Annotated in this window: 12 protein-coding genes and 1 tRNA gene; 8 read left to right on the top strand and 5 right to left on the bottom strand. The window is 54.2% G+C overall.

Features of this window, described 5'->3' with window-relative positions; all coding sequences use genetic code 11:
* Positions 1 to 10: 10 nt before the first annotated feature.
* The gene (pnuC, locus tag B036_RS0109335; RefSeq protein WP_044102262.1) at positions 11 to 664 is read right to left on the bottom strand and encodes a nicotinamide riboside transporter PnuC; all 654 of its coding nucleotides are present in this window, start codon (positions 662 to 664) and stop codon (positions 11 to 13) included.
* Positions 665 to 792: 128 nt separating this feature from the next.
* On the opposite strand from pnuC, the gene B036_RS0109330 reads away from it, so the two are divergent.
* Both B036_RS0109330 and B036_RS0109325 read left to right on the top strand, forming a co-directional pair.
* Positions 793 to 866, top strand: a tRNA-Asn gene (locus B036_RS0109330).
* A 106-nt stretch (positions 867 to 972) separates the two neighbouring features.
* Complete coding sequence (locus B036_RS0109325) at positions 973 to 1,887, top strand: PfkB family carbohydrate kinase (protein WP_026231840.1); 915 nt, start codon at positions 973 to 975, stop codon at positions 1,885 to 1,887.
* 31 nt (positions 1,888 to 1,918) lie between these two features.
* Here B036_RS0109325 and B036_RS0109320 read toward each other — a convergent pair whose 3' ends face one another.
* Entirely contained in the window at positions 1,919 to 2,713 is a 795-nt protein-coding gene (locus B036_RS0109320) for a sterol desaturase family protein (RefSeq protein WP_020568441.1), read from the bottom strand.
* 82 nt (positions 2,714 to 2,795) lie between these two features.
* A complete protein-coding gene (locus B036_RS0109315; RefSeq protein WP_026231839.1) occupies positions 2,796 to 3,524 on the bottom strand; it encodes a hypothetical protein in 729 nt (242 codons plus the stop codon).
* A gap of 81 nt (positions 3,525 to 3,605) precedes the next feature.
* Between B036_RS0109315 and B036_RS31860 the strand changes: the two genes are divergently transcribed.
* The 5 genes from B036_RS31860 to B036_RS28735 all read left to right on the top strand — a co-directional run bounded on the left by B036_RS31860 (position 3,606) and on the right by B036_RS28735 (position 8,318).
* Complete coding sequence (locus B036_RS31860) at positions 3,606 to 4,781, top strand: sensor histidine kinase (protein ID WP_169435043.1); 1,176 nt, start codon at positions 3,606 to 3,608, stop codon at positions 4,779 to 4,781.
* Positions 4,782 to 4,790: 9 nt separating this feature from the next.
* Positions 4,791 to 5,519 carry a LytR/AlgR family response regulator transcription factor gene (locus tag B036_RS0109305; RefSeq protein WP_020568438.1) on the top strand — a complete coding sequence of 243 codons (729 nt, stop codon included), beginning with the start codon at positions 4,791 to 4,793 and terminating at the stop codon, positions 5,517 to 5,519.
* A gap of 122 nt (positions 5,520 to 5,641) precedes the next feature.
* The gene (locus B036_RS0109300; RefSeq protein WP_020568437.1) at positions 5,642 to 5,992 is read left to right on the top strand and encodes a c-type cytochrome; all 351 of its coding nucleotides are present in this window, start codon (positions 5,642 to 5,644) and stop codon (positions 5,990 to 5,992) included.
* Positions 5,993 to 5,998: 6 nt separating this feature from the next.
* Positions 5,999 to 7,165 (top strand): anhydro-N-acetylmuramic acid kinase, encoded by a 1,167-nt coding sequence (locus B036_RS0109295; RefSeq protein WP_157472097.1) that lies wholly within the window; start codon positions 5,999 to 6,001, stop codon positions 7,163 to 7,165.
* A gap of 166 nt (positions 7,166 to 7,331) precedes the next feature.
* Positions 7,332 to 8,318, top strand: a complete 987-nt coding sequence (locus tag B036_RS28735) for an NAD-dependent epimerase/dehydratase family protein (protein ID WP_020568435.1) — start codon at positions 7,332 to 7,334, stop codon at positions 8,316 to 8,318.
* Positions 8,319 to 8,423: 105 nt separating this feature from the next.
* Here B036_RS28735 and B036_RS0109285 read toward each other — a convergent pair whose 3' ends face one another.
* A complete protein-coding gene (locus B036_RS0109285) occupies positions 8,424 to 9,326 on the bottom strand; it encodes a M23 family metallopeptidase (protein ID WP_020568434.1) in 903 nt (300 codons plus the stop codon).
* A 204-nt stretch (positions 9,327 to 9,530) separates the two neighbouring features.
* On the opposite strand from B036_RS0109285, the gene porW reads away from it, so the two are divergent.
* Positions 9,531 to 12,524: a type IX secretion system periplasmic lipoprotein PorW/SprE gene (gene porW / locus B036_RS0109280; RefSeq protein WP_169435042.1), complete on the top strand. Its 2,994-nt coding sequence runs from the start codon at positions 9,531 to 9,533 to the stop codon at positions 12,522 to 12,524.
* Positions 12,525 to 12,798: 274 nt separating this feature from the next.
* On the opposite strand, the gene B036_RS31855 is transcribed toward porW, so the two are convergent.
* A complete protein-coding gene (locus B036_RS31855) occupies positions 12,799 to 14,154 on the bottom strand; it encodes a lytic transglycosylase domain-containing protein (protein WP_020568432.1) in 1,356 nt (451 codons plus the stop codon).
* Positions 14,155 to 14,544 lie beyond the last annotated feature (390 nt).

Here is a 14,544-nt window from a genome sequence, read left to right as displayed (position 1 = left end):
CCCTTTTTTATCAGAGTAAGTTCGGTTGGCCAGCCTCCTGGCGCCACCGTTGATAACCGTATATGGCCATCCCTACGTTGATGATCATCATCATTGCAAACAGGATAGCGCCGGTGCCTGCGTATATCCACACATAAACAACGTCGATCACAATCCAGTACAACCAGTTCTCCAGGCGGCGGCCAATGAGCAGAAAAGTGGTAATGACGCTGAACACCGTGGTGATCGCATCGGGGTAAGTAGCGGCCGCGACCAGTGTTTGACTAAAAAAGTAACCCAAGCCCAGCCCGCCGATCAGTCCACCAAGTATCGTTAATAAGTGTTCCCTGACCGACATACTCACGATATTCCCCAATCCTCTTTCAGGAATGATCAACTCGTCTAAGGTTCCAGCGTCGATCTTTTTCTGACGACTCTTTTTCATCCCCCGCCAGCGCCAAATGCCAACGCCCGCCATAACGAAGTAAAAAACCTGCAATAAGCCATCGGATACCAGGTGGTATTCAAAAAACGACTGCCAGGCCCACACCGCCGTACTTATGGCAGCAAACAGCCAGCACCAGTTATTGTCTCGCGCAGCCAGCCAGACGTAGGCCAGCGAAGTAAGCAATGCCAACCAATCAAGAAATCCAGCTGCGGCAATTTGGTCCAGTAATTCTTTCATTTTGTATGCGAAAAGTTCAGGCTGGCGAAGGTACGCCGATCGGCGCTGCAACTTTTTTACACTTTTTTTTGCTAGCCTGTTGTGAGTTTTATCAACCCATCGTACATTTGCAGCCGCTTCGCAAGAATGCCTCAGTAGCTCAGTTGGTTAGAGCGGCGGACTGTTAATCCGTAGGTCAAAGGTTCGAGCCCTTTCTGAGGCGCACAAAAAGTCGAGTACGAGCAATCGTACTCGGCTTTTTTATTTATTGGATCATAGGTTTAAGATTGCAGCAACCTGCAACCTGCAACCTGCAACTTTTTATACTCATGAGCTTACTTGCCATCGGAACCATTGCCTACGACGACGTCTTCACGCCCTACGGCGAAGTTAAAATGATCGAGGCGGGCAGCTGTACCTACATTGCTATGGCGGCAACCCAGCTCGTGAAACCCGTTCAGCTCGTCTCCATCATCGGTGGCGACTACAACCAGGATTTTCTGGCCGACCTTAAGCGTCGTGGGGCAGATCTCGAAGGTGTAGAAGTTGTTCCAGACGGTAAATCATTCTTCTGGGCGGGTCGTTACCATGACGATATGATGGGCCGTGACACACTTGACACGCAGCTCAACGTCCTGGCGGACTTCAACCCAAAGCTGCCTGCAGGTTACCGGAACACCGATTACGTCATGCTCGGCAACCTCTCCCCACAGGTTCAGATGCAGGTGATCGAGCAAATGGAATCCAAGCCGAAACTCATCGCACTCGATACGATGAATTTCTGGATGGACATTGCCATGGATCCACTCAAGGAAGTGCTTAAGCGGATTGACGTATTGGTCATCAACGACGAAGAGGCCCGTCAGCTCAGCGGCGAACTGAGTCTCCTGAAGGCTGCGGCGAAGATCGTCGATATGGGCCCTCGCATCCTCATCATCAAGAAAGGAGAACACGGTGCCCTGTTGTTCGACGGTGACAAGCTCTTCTCCGCTCCGGCGCTGCTGTTGCCAACGGTCGTAGACCCAACGGGAGCAGGAGACACCTTTGCCGGCGGCTTTATGGGCTACCTGGCAGCTACTGACGACACAAGCTTCGCCAACCTTAAGCGTGCCATTATTTATGGTTCGGCTATGGCCAGCTTCGTAGTGGAAGACTTTGGTACCCGCCGTATGCAAGGCCTGACCCAGCAAATGGTCGAGGGCAGGATTCAGGAGTTTGTGGAGTTGATTAATGTGGAGTTCTGATTTTACCCCCTCACTGCCTCCCAATCACCCCTCACTGCACCCGCGCGCCGTCGCCCAACTGCCCCGTAACGCTGGCAAACGTCTGCTCATAATCCGGGTTGTTTGTCCCGAACCAACGGTCCCAGTAATTGAAGTACAAGCCAAAATTGTACCGCCCATCCAAGTGGTGCTGGTTATGATGCGTACTCGTGTTAAAATACCGGCCAACCGGATGGCTGACAAAACCCGTCGGAAACAATTCGTAGCCTAAATGGCCGATGATGTTCCACCCCAGCGACCATAAGCCGAAGAGCAAAAGAACCAGCGGATGGACCGGAATCACAAACAACAATACCGGAATAATGGCGATCTCCGCCAGCGCCTCCAATGGGTGAAAGGCCAGTGCGGTCAATGGATTAGGGTTGTAGCTGCCGTGATGCGCCGCGTGGACTTTCCGGAGCCATCTACTATGATGCATCAGGCGATGCAGCCAATAAAAATAGGCGTCGTGCAACACGACTAACAGCACGAAAGATACCGGTAAACACCACCAGGCATAAAGGTTGAGGTCCGTATACACCAGCGTAAGCCCCTTCGCCCTCAGGGCTACGATGAACAAGCCTACGGCCCCGAACACCAGCGCGGTAGTGGCCGATTCCCGCAACTCTCCGCGCAGTCGCGCGGCCGCCGGGAAAGCCGCTTGGATCTTCCGTCGGGCGGGACCAAGGCCAAATCGGTAAAAAAGAAAATAAGCCAGTCCGGCCAACAACAAATAGCGACCGTAAATAACCACGGCACTCAGGAGCCAGGTCGTCAGGTATCCAAATTCTTCGAGAAAGGTAAGCATGATGATTTTTTTGGGAGATGAATAAATTCCTCCCGACCAGGATTAGCCGGGAGGAATGCCTTGAGAATTGGAGGAAAAAACCTTACCGGTTTACCTCATACTGGTTGCCGTTAATAATGACCGTAGCGGAGCCGGCTCCATGGAAAATGATGCTCCCTTCGACGCTGAAGGACCGCCCGCCGGAGGAACTCCCCGTCAGTAAAAAAATCGCCTGCCCGCTTTCGATGCGTTTGGTTCCTTTATTGACCTTGAGGTTTTCCAGGGTGATCCCACAGTTAGAATTGACGGTGCGCTGTTGGCGCGCCATTAACTTTTGGGTCCCGGTCCGGGAAAAGCTGCCCGAGACGTTGAGATTGACGCCTCCGGTAATATTATCCACCGTCAGGTTGCCGGCACTTTCGTCATCACTGCTGATGCGGTCGGTGCTGTAGGTCCCATCGGTGGTACGGGAGAAGACGATGTCACGCACCAGCCCGCCCGGTCCGCAGCTGGGGAGCCACTGGAGGTCGACCGCGTAATTGGCGGTCAGCCGATCGGTATTGCGGGCAAAAACGTAGGTGCTGTCGATGGCCGTTCCGCAACTGGTGGTTGCCACCGCCACTTCGGTAATATCGGCAATGGCGGCGTCGAGGCCCTGCTGCTCACCGACGAGGGAGGCTTCAACAATTTGCGCGGCCTGCTCATCAGAGAGCGGAAGGTCTTCGACGGGGATGATGTTGTTCTCCTGATCGCAGGCCACCACGAAGGCGGTGGACAGCAGCAGGACGAGAAAAAGGAGGCTGGAATTGAATCCGGAAAAAGAAGTCTTCATGATGGGTATGTTTTTGGTTAACAATGAATGACGGTAGCAAAAGTGGGGGGCCGCTGTTGGGCCGCCAACTATGTTCAACCCATGGCCACCGAGCATCAACGAACGGTAAAAGGGCGGCCTGAAGGCGCCATCATACCGTTCGTTGATCAGAAGTGGCCATTCGTTGATGGAGCGAGACGACTGGGAGGGGTAAAGGCTATCTTTAGCAGGCTTATGATGAAGAAAGTCTATAAAATCAGGGCCGAAAGTTCCAGGCCACCGTACTTGGACATTGCCGTCTGGGGGGCGATCTTTTTGATCTTCTGCGGTGTGTTTGGTGGCGCCTTACCCCTGAGGACAACCGTACTTCGTGGCGTGATCAACACACTATTGCTCGCAGCGCTGTTCTACCTCAACGGGAAGTTACTGAGCAGCTGGGCGCGGCCGCTGGTGCAGTGGAAGTACTGGATAGCCGTGGGGATTGCACTGGTGGTTTTCACTTTTATCCGGGGCTTGTTCAATGATTACATCGCTTCAGGAAGTCAACTCTCCTTCCCCCGGGTAGTGGGGACCAACGACTGGTTCTGGGGCAGCGCCCTGAGTAATTTCGGCATCCTCGCGCTGAGTTACCTACTCTTCCTCAACAACCGCTGGCGGGAGGCAGAGCGACTACGACTTATACAAGTGAGTGAACGGCACAAAGCGGAGTTGCTGCAGTTGCGCAGCCACATCAACCCTCACTTCCTCTTCAATGTCCTCAACAATGTTTACGCCCTGGCCAGTACCGGCTCGGACCGGACGGCCCCCACGGTGCTCCAACTCAGCCAACTGCTCCGGTACGTCACTTACCAGAGCCGGCGGGATATGGTGCCGTTGGAGGAGGAGTTCGCCCAATTGCGGCGGTATGTGGCGCTTTTCCAGCTGCGCGGAGCGCAGCCCTTTAACGTTGTCCTGGAAGCAAAAGACAACAACCTCCACGGAGACATCGAGCCACTTCTGCTGCTTCCTCTCCTGGAAAATGCCTTCAAACACGGAGACTTTGTTGAAAACCCCAGGGCCTACGCCAATTTCTGGTTGGATGCCGGAGAAAAGAAGCTTTTCTTTCGGGGGGAGAACTCTTACCGTACTGCTGACCGGCAAAAGGACGGCACCTCCGGCGTAGGGTTGGAGAACATACGTAAGCGGCTGGCCCTGACTTACGGAGACGCCGCAAGCCTGGCGATAAAGACAGACGACAGTGCCGGTATTTTTTCATTTGTTCTGACCATTCACCGTTAAGCCTGGATTATGAATTCCGACACCCTGAAAGTTATCGCCGTAGACGACGAACACCTTGCCCTTAATTTGCTCGAAGACTTCGTTGCCAGAGCCCCGGGCTTGGAATTGATCGGTCGCTATCAATCGCCCGTAGAAGCCCTGGCAGAAATCAGGACCAGGCAGCCTGACCTCCTGCTGCTCGACATCCAGATGCCCGGCCTGAGTGGGATGAACCTGCTGCGTAGTTTGCCCCGCCCGCCGGTCACCATTTTCACCACGGCATATCCAGATTATGCCGTGGAAGCTTATGACCTGGACGTGGTAGACTACCTGCTCAAGCCCTTCTCCTTCGAGCGTTTTGTACGGGCGTCCGGCAAGGCGCGAGAACAATTGTGCCCGATCCAGAGTACGGTAGCATCAACTGCCCCCGGTCAATCATCCAATGAAACGATCACGATCAAAGTAGATGGAAAATTACTTCGTATTCCGGTTGCTGAAATTCAGTACGTAGAGGGGATGCGGGAGTACCTCCGCCTGCACTGTGATGGCGGGCGTTACCTGACCCTCGAACGTTTTCATCAACTGGAAGGCCGGTTACCCGCAGGGCAATTTGTTCGCATTCATAAGTCTTACCTCGCCGCCAGGAACCGCATCCGGGCCCTGGAAGGGAACCAGGTGGAAGTAGGCGGAGAGTGGTTGCCCGTGAGCCGCAGCAAAAGGGAGGCGGTGAAACGGGAGGTTTTTGGGAGCGACGGTTAAATACAGGCTCCCCCCCATACACTACCATTAAATATACCCGTTCCACATAAGAGAACCCACTAAACCTGTGGGTTACTCTCCGGCTTATATCCATATATTTACCACAATCAAAATTCTAACAAATGCAGAAGTTCTCATTACTTTTCGTTCTTGCCCTCGTCGTGCTTGCTTGTGGCGGAGGTGAAGACACCCCAAGCGAAGCACCGAAGGTTACTAAGGCGGAGCCTGCGAAGAAAGAAATCGACGTCAAGAAAATCTGGAAGGTCCGTTGTATCGCCTGTCATGGTCTATACGGCGACATGGGCACCAACGGTGCTGCAAACCTTCAGGAAAGCACCAAGGACCTCGAATACCGGATCAATGCGATCAAGAACGGTAGTGAAAATGGCGTAATGACGGCATTTGGCGACATCCTTGACGATGATGAAATCAAAGCCATGGCGGAATACACCATGACCCTTAAGAAAGAGTAAAACCGGGTGTCGGTACAAGACCACATTGTACTCGGGATGATGTCAGGAAGCTCGCTGGACGGGCTCGACCTGGCCCTCTGCCGTATCCGTCTGGATATTTCGGAGGATCCCTTAGTGCCTGAATGGGAAATCCTTGCCGCCGAAACGGACCCTTTCCCCCCAACTTGGCAGGCAAGGCTACGGTCCGCCCCTCACCTGCCGGGGCGCGAACTGTGGCGCCTGCACGCCGATCTGGGCCACTGGATCGGACAGCGGGCGAAGAGATTTATGGACAAGCATCCGGCGCATGTGCCGACGCTTGCCGGGAGCCACGGACACACTATTTTCCACGATCCTTCCCAGAAGTTTACGACTCAGATCGGCGACGGTGCTGCCATCGCTAGGCATCTCGGGATACCGACGGTGACGGAATTGCGGAGCAGCGACGTAGCTGCCGGTGGCCAGGGAGCCCCGCTGGCACCGCTGGCGGACAAGTACCTCTTCCCGGAATACGGAGGTTTTCTGAACCTCGGCGGCATCGCAAACCTCAGCCTTCGACAAGAAAACGGCGATTATATAGCCGGAGACATTACCGGTTGCTGCCAAATCCTCGACCGGCTTGCCGCCCGCGAGGGGAGGAAGTACGATGCGGGCGGACAGCTTGCTGCTCAAGGATCCCCTGCACCTGCGATCGCGCAAAAAATTGCTGCACTGCCTTACCACCAATTGCCGTATCCAAAATCGCTCGGCAACGCCTGGGTGCGGGAGTCGCTCTGGCCCTTACTTGATGACAAATCGGTGGCCCCGGCGGATCTGCTTCACACTTTTACCCGGTGGCTGGCGAAAAAAATTGCTTATGATCTGGCGCACCTGGTTACGCAATTCTCTTCCGGGACGGGCGCGGCCGCAGGTGCAGAAAACGGTAAAAAGAGCCAGGCGGATCCTATCCGCATTCTCCTCACCGGAGGCGGCATCCACAACCAATTCCTGACAGGCCAACTCCGTGCCACACAAAACCCTGAAGCTCCAGTTTTTGATTTTGTCGTTCCAGACACGGTCACTGCCGACTTCAAAGAAGCCGCCCTCATCGCACTGGCAGCGCTCCTGCGCATACAGGGAATCCCCAATGCTCTCCCTTCCGCCACCGGGGCACTACAACCAACGGTGAATGGGGCCGTTTACCATGGGAAGTGAGTTCGCGAGTTGGTGAGTCACTGAGTTGCTACCGCAGGTGCCGTTCGTGGCGCTACGCTTACTCACCTTGGGCGAACAAGCGCAGCGAAGTGAGTGGTACTCGTGGTAGCAACCCAGTAACTCACCAACTCAGTGACTCACCAACGCTCTAACTCACCAATTCACTATGTTGCTAATCACCGGAGCCACCGGCTATTTCGGTCGCCACCTCACTACTGCACTTGCGGCCACCGGGCGGCCCTTTCGGGCATTGATCCGGGAGGAGAGCGACACCAGGGCCCTGGCCGCGCTGGGTGAGGTTTGTACGCTGGTAAAAGGAGACGTAAATGACCCGGAGAGCCTGCTCGAGGCTTTCCATGGGGTAGACACCATCATCCACGCTGCGGCCTTCGTTTCGTTTCAGACTGCGGATCGGGACAAGATGCAAATGGTCAACGGCGAAGGCACGGCTAACGTTGTGAATATGGCCCTGGAAGCCGGTGTAAGGAAAGTCATTCATTTGAGTTCCGTTGCGGTGTTGAACCGGCGGGACGGCGGGCCGTTGGTCACCCTCAGGGATCGATGGCCGGAGGAGCGCCCCAACACCAGTTATGCGGAAAGCAAGTTCGCCGCAGAACGGGAAATCTGGCGAGGCCAGGCCGAAGGCCTCGAAGTAGCCGTACTTTATCCTACCCATATGCTCGGCACCGGAAATTGGGGGCATGACCATGCGCCGAAATTATGGCAAATGGCGGCCCGTGAACGCGGGTTTTACCCTACCGGAACTACGGGTTTCGTTGATGTGCGTGATGTGGCCGAAGCTGCGATGACCGCCCTTGACCGGGACCAGGACGGAGATCGCTTCCTTCTGAATGCCGTTAACCTGAGTTGGCAGGAGGCCATGAGTAAGATTGCCGAAAGTATTGGTGCGAAGCCACCATCGATGAAAGTATCCGCCTGGCAATCAGGCCTGCTTTGGCCCATCGAAATGCTGCGGGCAGGGCTGGCCGGCACCAAGCCGATCATTACCAGAGAAAGTCACCAAAACGTCCAGGCGGACTTTCGATATGACGGAACAGCTTACGTAGAAGCTACCGGTAATGCCTATCGAGATGTTGAGCAGACTATCCGGTATGTTGGAAAACGGTACCTGGAGAGTGTACGAACTTCATAAACTGTTCTGCTACCGTTTTAGCAAATCGCAGATATTTTTTTGTCCGGCTTCGCCGGGTCAAAACAATTTGCCGTCAGGGCGGGCTCTCCTTAAGACAAGGCTCAGTTAAAACCTGAGGTACTCCGTAGGGTCTACCACACTACCCTCGTGCCAGAGCTCAAAATGCAGGTGGGGGCCCGTTGACAGCTTACCGGTATTGCCGATGATGGCAATAGCTTCTCCTGCTTTGACGCGGTCGCCAACCTTCTTCAGGAGCTGCGAATTGTGCTTATAAAAAGTAACGAGGTTATTGTCGTGCTGGAGGCCGATAACATTGCCGTTCGAGCTGGTAAATTCACTGATAAAGACTACCCCGTCGCGGACCGCCTTGATGGGTGTGTTTTGAGGAGCCAGAATATCGACACCAAGGTGGCTTTCGGCCGGGTTATATCCGGCGCTTATTTCACCGTTGACCGGAACAACAAAAAACAGCTGCGCCAACGGAACGTCGGCACTCCCGGGAGAAGGGGCCAAATTTCCACCCTGTCGGCTACTTTGGCCAACGCGCTCCAGGGCCATTTCCCGCCGCAAACGAACTTCTTCTTCAGACAGGGGTGCCGGAGCAGCATCGAGGGGGTCAATTGAAGTTGTATCAGCTTCAGCTTCGGCACTGGTGATGACCTCGCCGTGAATGTTTCTATTCAGGTTTTCGATGTACAGGCTCTGGGCGTCCAGGCGCTTAGTCATCTCATCCAGTATGTTCTCCATTTCGTTCATCTCCTGGCGCTGTACAATGTCTCCGTATCCGGGGATGTATTGACGTAATGGCGTATAAGCGATGATCAGGAACACCAAAACCGCCACCAGAAAAATGGCTGCGGAGAGTGCGACGTAGATGTTAAGCGGCGTCAGATTGTATGAGCTGACCTCACGATAGCTCTTCACATCCCGAATCACCAGCTGATATTCGTCCTTACTATTTGTCTTAAATCGTTTCCACCAACTCTGGCGGACCTTTGATTCTTCCATAGGGAAGGGATTATTTTTCTCTGTTAACCTTACACTTTGTGCCTGACCCTCAACGTTTCAAATCAGATGCGGCAAAGTGAGGATGCTTACCTTTGCGTCCTCTTAGGGGGCAGCAAAGATAACGGCTCCTTCCGCTACGCATCCCAATGATTTTGTTTTATGGCTTTCCCCAGCCAGAAAACTCCGCATAAAAGTAGTCTCGTTTTGATCAAGCTTACCCGATTTCTCCTATTGTTGCTGGCCTTTCAAATGGCTGTTTCCAGCTGCGCTTCCACCAAACGCCGCGATGAGCAAAGTGCGCTTGGTAAGCTCTGGCACAACATGAACTCCCATTATAACGGCTACTTCAACGCCAAGGAGCTCATGGCGGAGACATTGATGGGTATCGACGATCAACACGTCGACAATTATACCCAGCGGCTTAAAATGTTCCCCTTCCTGGAACTCCAAAACACGAGTGCGGTAGCAACGGACCTGGACGTAGCCATCGAGAAAGTGGCCATCGTTGTAAAGAAACATCCTTACAGCAATTGGGTAGACGACAGCTATTTGCTGGTGGGGCAGGCACAATTGGTCAAACAGGATTACGAGAGCGCGGAGAAAACTTTGCGGTTCATGGTGAACGAGTTTCGCCCACGGCCAAAACGGAAGAAGTCTAAAGCCAGGAAAGGTGCTAAAGACGAGCCGGAAGAAGAAGCTTACGTAAGTCGGCGCAAGGTCGAATCTAACCCCGCCCAGGACCGCAAAGACCGTTTGCGTGCCCGTAAGGACGCCGCAAAAGAAAGAGACAAGTTGCAGAAGGAACGGGCCAAGGCTGCTAAACTGCGCAAAAAGGCGCGAGATAAAGAACGTAAGGAGCGGATTCGTGCCCGGAAGCGCGGTATTAAGCTTCCTCCCCGGGTCCGGACAGACACCTCTGCCGTCGCCGGCCTCGAGAATGAACCGGACATAGAAGAAGAGGAAGAAGATCTCGGACCTGTGGGGATGATCTCCATTTTCAACATGACCTCTGACCTCGGCGCTGATGGGGAGACTTACGGTAAAAAGCCCGACAGTTACCTCGCCAAGCACCGTCCTGCTTTTCAGGAAGGGCGCTTATGGTTGGCATGGACTTTGATCAAACGGGACGCCTTTGATCAGGCCCAGATTATTCTGGAGGATATGCGTAATAATCGGGGAACATTCCCCGATGTGCGCCGTAGGGCGATGGCCGTACAAGCCTACCTTTACCTCGAACAGGACGAATTAGAGAAGGCGATCCCTTATCTTGAAGAAGCCGCCGCGGTAGCTAAAGAACGCAATGAACGCGCCCGCTTCTATTACATCGCCGGGCAACTCTACCAGGAGCTCGGTCAGCCCTCCGGCGCTGCTTCCGCGTTTGAGCAAACCATTGCCGCCCGACCTGATTACGAGCTGGAATTAGGTGCGCGACTCAACCTCGCACAGAATGCTTTCCTCAGCGGTTCCGGCTCCGCCGAAGACGCCCTGAAGAAATTGGGACGGATGGCAAAAGAAGATAAAAACCTGCCCTACGAAAGCCAGATCCTCTTTTCCATGGCAGCGGTATCCTTGCGTAATGGGGACAACGCCGGAGGCGCGGCGTACCTGCAGCAGGCACTTGCCAGTCCCTCTGCTGGTCCCGTTCAACGTACCGAAGCTTATAAACTTCTTGGGGACCTTGCCTACGATCAAGACAATTACCTGCCGGCGAAGCTTTATTACGATACCACCCTCAACGTAATGGATAAGGGCGACCTGCGCTATGACGTGGTAACCGAACGTCGGGATCAACTGACCGGAATAGCTGATGCCCTGACCGACATTCAATTAAAGGACAGCCTCCTGCGTATCGGTATGCTGCCCGAGCCTTCACGGCAGAAGTGGGCAACGGATCTTTTTGAGCGTCGCCGGGCAGAGGCCGCCCGCCCAAGCCCGCAGCCAGATCCCGGAGGCTCCCGACCGCGTGGCCCAGCCGTTTCCAATAAAAGCGATTTCTTTGCCTATAATCCACAAACGGTAAAACGAGGGAAGCGCGATTTCGAGCGGCAGTGGGGTGATCGCTCCCTGACGGATAATTGGCGACGCAGTCGTAGCACTGAAACCACTACTATTTTCACTGATCCCGGGGATACGGGTACCGCCGCTCCGGAAGAGATTAAAATGGTAACCGAAGACGAGATCAAAAAACTCCTCGAAGGTATTCCCACCACCGAGGGGGAAATCTCAACGATGACGATCCAGCAGTCCAACAACTGGTTCAATCTGGGTCGCGAATACCGCGACCAACTGGAAAATAATGCCAAATCTATCGAGGCATTCGAAACGCTGAATACCCGCTACCCCGGATCCAATGGTGAAGCGGAGAGCTGGTATTACCAATATGTCATCCACAAGGAAGAAGGGCGGATGGACAAAGCACTGGTAATTGCCCGCCAACTGCAAAACCGGTACCCCGGATCCAAATTCGAGAAGCTGGCCAATGAGCCAGGTTATGCCGCCGAATTGATGGCTAAGGAAAATTCTGAAACACTGGAATACGAAAAAGCTTATAGGGCTTTTGAGGATGGTGATTACAAAACCGCCCACGAAATGGCGGTCAAAGGCCGAGCGACCTTACTAGGTAAACACCCACTCAAAGCACGCTATGCTCTGCTACTCGCCATGACTACGGGCAACACTCAGGGGCGGCAGGCCTACATAAATGAGCTACGCCAAGTGGTTTCCCAGTTTGAGAATACCCCCGAGCAATCCCGCGCCCGGGAGATCCTGCGCCTGCTGGGGGAGAGCGGCGCCCGCATCCCCGGCCAGGCTGGTGGTGCAATAGGTGGTGGTTTCAAAGAAACAATGAAGGAGTTACACTATATTCTCATTGTATTTGATGACTTCGATACGGACCTGAACGAAGCGAAGATCAAAGTCAGCGAATTCAACGTGAAGTACAACAAGACCGATCGTCTGAGAACTACCAATGTGTACCTCGGGGCCGATAACAAGACGCCGGTTTTGGTCGTCCGCAGACTTAAGTCAGGTGAAACCGCCAAGGCATATGTCGACAACGCGATAAGCAGAGAGAAGGAATTCCTTAATGCTGGCAAGTTTAATTACAAAGTCTACGCTGTCTCCCAAAGCAACTACCGGGAAGTGCTCAAGGCTCGTACGGTGGAAGGGTATGATGAGTGGTACCGGGAGAATTATTAGGGTTCAGTTTTCAGGATTTAGTTTTTTTTGGGCGCGGCCGCAGGATACAGGGGGAGGTTTTTGAAGAGCAAATTACTTCTCTCCCAGGGCTATCATGCACCTCTCCCTCGGTCTCTCTCCCCCGGAGAGGGATGACCCAAGCATCAGTGTTTTCAGGTAAAAGAAAGATGCTCCGTAGCCCAAAACGCAAGTAAAATCTACAGGACTAAGCTAATTAGGCAGATACAGCAAAGCAGTAGCCGTAGGTTAGCCTTTTTTCCTATCCAACATACACCTACTTAAACCGCCCCTTAATCCAGTCCATCAGACCAGCTTTTTTCTCCAGAGTCGCAGGTAATGGTGGGCTTACCGGCGGCAGCCATTCCCCTGGATGTCGGTTAGGGATCCTCACCGGAGTTGCGGGCAGGTTGGCGATGGTTGGCGGAGCTGGGGGGGTGTTGCGGTCCCGCGGGTCGTAGGGTAAATAGGTCCCAACCCGGTAGAAATAAAGGCTGGTGAACTGCTCCAGGCTGTCGAATTCCCCCTGATTACTCCATACTGCGAGTTGGTCTACCGGTAACTGGTAGTTATTGGCCACCTGGCGAAGGGCCGTGTCCTGGCTACCGGGGACGGTATGAAACTGTTCGTAAAAACGTTCCGAGTGTAATTCTCCCCGGTTCAGACGGGGGCTGCTCCAGGGCAGGTTGGCGGCCGTTTCAGGTTGGTCTGCCGAATGCAGAGATAGATAGGTCCGCATGGCGGGCATTACCCGGCTGGGCAGGCGCAGGCGGTGCCCTCCGGGCAGCCCGGGCAGGTAGCCGGCCAGGTATTGCGCGTTGAGCTCAACGACTACATCGGGGCGCAGCCCCGTCACCTGCGCCACCCGGTACAGGCTTAGTTTTCGGTACACGGTGATGGCTTCGGTTAGCTGCATATCCAGGTCCATCGGCGCGGGGACCACGTCGTGGTGGTGGTGAAAAGCCATCACGTAGGTAGCGGCAATGATGTTGGGGAGGTAGTTCCTGGTTTCGCGGGGGAGGTGCTTGCGGATCGACCAGTAGTCTCGTCCGCGGCTGCGCCGCAGCGCTTTGTTGACGTTGCCGGGGCCGCAGTTGTAGGCGGCCAGGGCGAGGGCCCAGTCTTCGTATCGTTCGTACTGAATTTTAAGGTATTCGAGGCCGGCAACGCAGCCCAGTTCGGGGTCGAGGCGCTCGTCCAGGATGTCATTCACCGTAAGGCCCAGCTCGCGGGCGGTACCCGGCATAAGCTGCCACAGGCCGCCGGCGCCGGCATGGCTGGTGGCGTAGGGGCGCAGGGCGCTCTCCTGCACCGTAACGTACTTGAGGCCGAGGGGCATACCGGCGGTGGCCAGTTGCTGCTCGAAGATGGGGAAGAAGCGGGCGGAGCGCGCCAGCAGGCGCGCGGAGGTAATCGGCCAGTTCTCCACGTAATTTATGATGCGTCGCTTCACCGCATCGTCGTAGCGGTGCTCCATGATGGAACTGTCCAGCAACGCCAGCCGGGCTTTGACCATGGAGTCGGCCACCTCCATGATGTGCTCCGCCCGCGCTTCGGCGGGGGAGGCGGCAAAAGCCGTCGTGCTGCAGGTTAGTAGCAGGAGTAGGTAGACAATCCGAAGGGGTAAGCTCAAAATAAGACTGGGGTAAGATTTTGGCTAAGATAGGGTTTGGGGAGGAGAGTGACTCTGAGGGAACCATCAATGTAATGGGCCGTTAAGTAGATATGGGTACAAGCATGGAAATAATCAAGACTGTAGTCCTCGTTGTCATTAGTTGGTTCGCTTCGTTGTTCGTTACCATCTTTGGGGGGTATTTTATCTTCGGCTATCAAGGTTCTGCCACCATGGATAAGTATGAATGGGTTGCCCACCTATTTCATTATGGCTTTTCTATAATATTAATTGGGGGAGGATGCCGTATTTTTCAGCTTCGTATTATTTGGGCTTTAATGCTGTTATTAGTATTATTAATCATTGAATGGTTGTTTTTTTATTGATTTTCAGGTAGTAATGATTGCCTGT

Origin of the sequence: Neolewinella persica DSM 23188 (genome assembly GCF_000373105.1) — a bacterium.
In the GTDB taxonomy this organism is placed as follows: Bacteria; Bacteroidota; Bacteroidia; order Chitinophagales; family Saprospiraceae; genus Neolewinella; species Neolewinella persica.
Note: the sequence above shows the minus strand (reverse complement) of the source record. Positions and strands in the feature narration are given on the sequence as shown.

Excerpts from the sequence above, each read along its gene's own strand:
- B036_RS0109305 (WP_020568438.1), top strand. The coding sequence starts at position 4,791 with ATGAATTCCGACACCCTGAAAGTTATCGCCGTAGACGACGAACACCTT.
- B036_RS0109285 (WP_020568434.1), bottom strand. The coding sequence starts at position 9,326 with ATGGAAGAATCAAAGGTCCGCCAGAGTTGGTGGAAACGATTTAAGACA.
- pnuC (WP_044102262.1), bottom strand. The coding sequence starts at position 664 with ATGAAAGAATTACTGGACCAAATTGCCGCAGCTGGATTTCTTGATTGG.
- B036_RS0109300 (WP_020568437.1), top strand. The coding sequence starts at position 5,642 with ATGCAGAAGTTCTCATTACTTTTCGTTCTTGCCCTCGTCGTGCTTGCT.
- B036_RS0109320 (WP_020568441.1), bottom strand. The coding sequence starts at position 2,713 with ATGCTTACCTTTCTCGAAGAATTTGGATACCTGACGACCTGGCTCCTG.
- B036_RS28735 (WP_020568435.1), top strand. The coding sequence starts at position 7,332 with ATGTTGCTAATCACCGGAGCCACCGGCTATTTCGGTCGCCACCTCACT.
- B036_RS31860 (WP_169435043.1), top strand. The coding sequence starts at position 3,606 with ATGGCCACCGAGCATCAACGAACGGTAAAAGGGCGGCCTGAAGGCGCC.
- B036_RS0109315 (WP_026231839.1), bottom strand. The coding sequence starts at position 3,524 with ATGAAGACTTCTTTTTCCGGATTCAATTCCAGCCTCCTTTTTCTCGTC.
- B036_RS0109325 (WP_026231840.1), top strand. The coding sequence starts at position 973 with ATGAGCTTACTTGCCATCGGAACCATTGCCTACGACGACGTCTTCACG.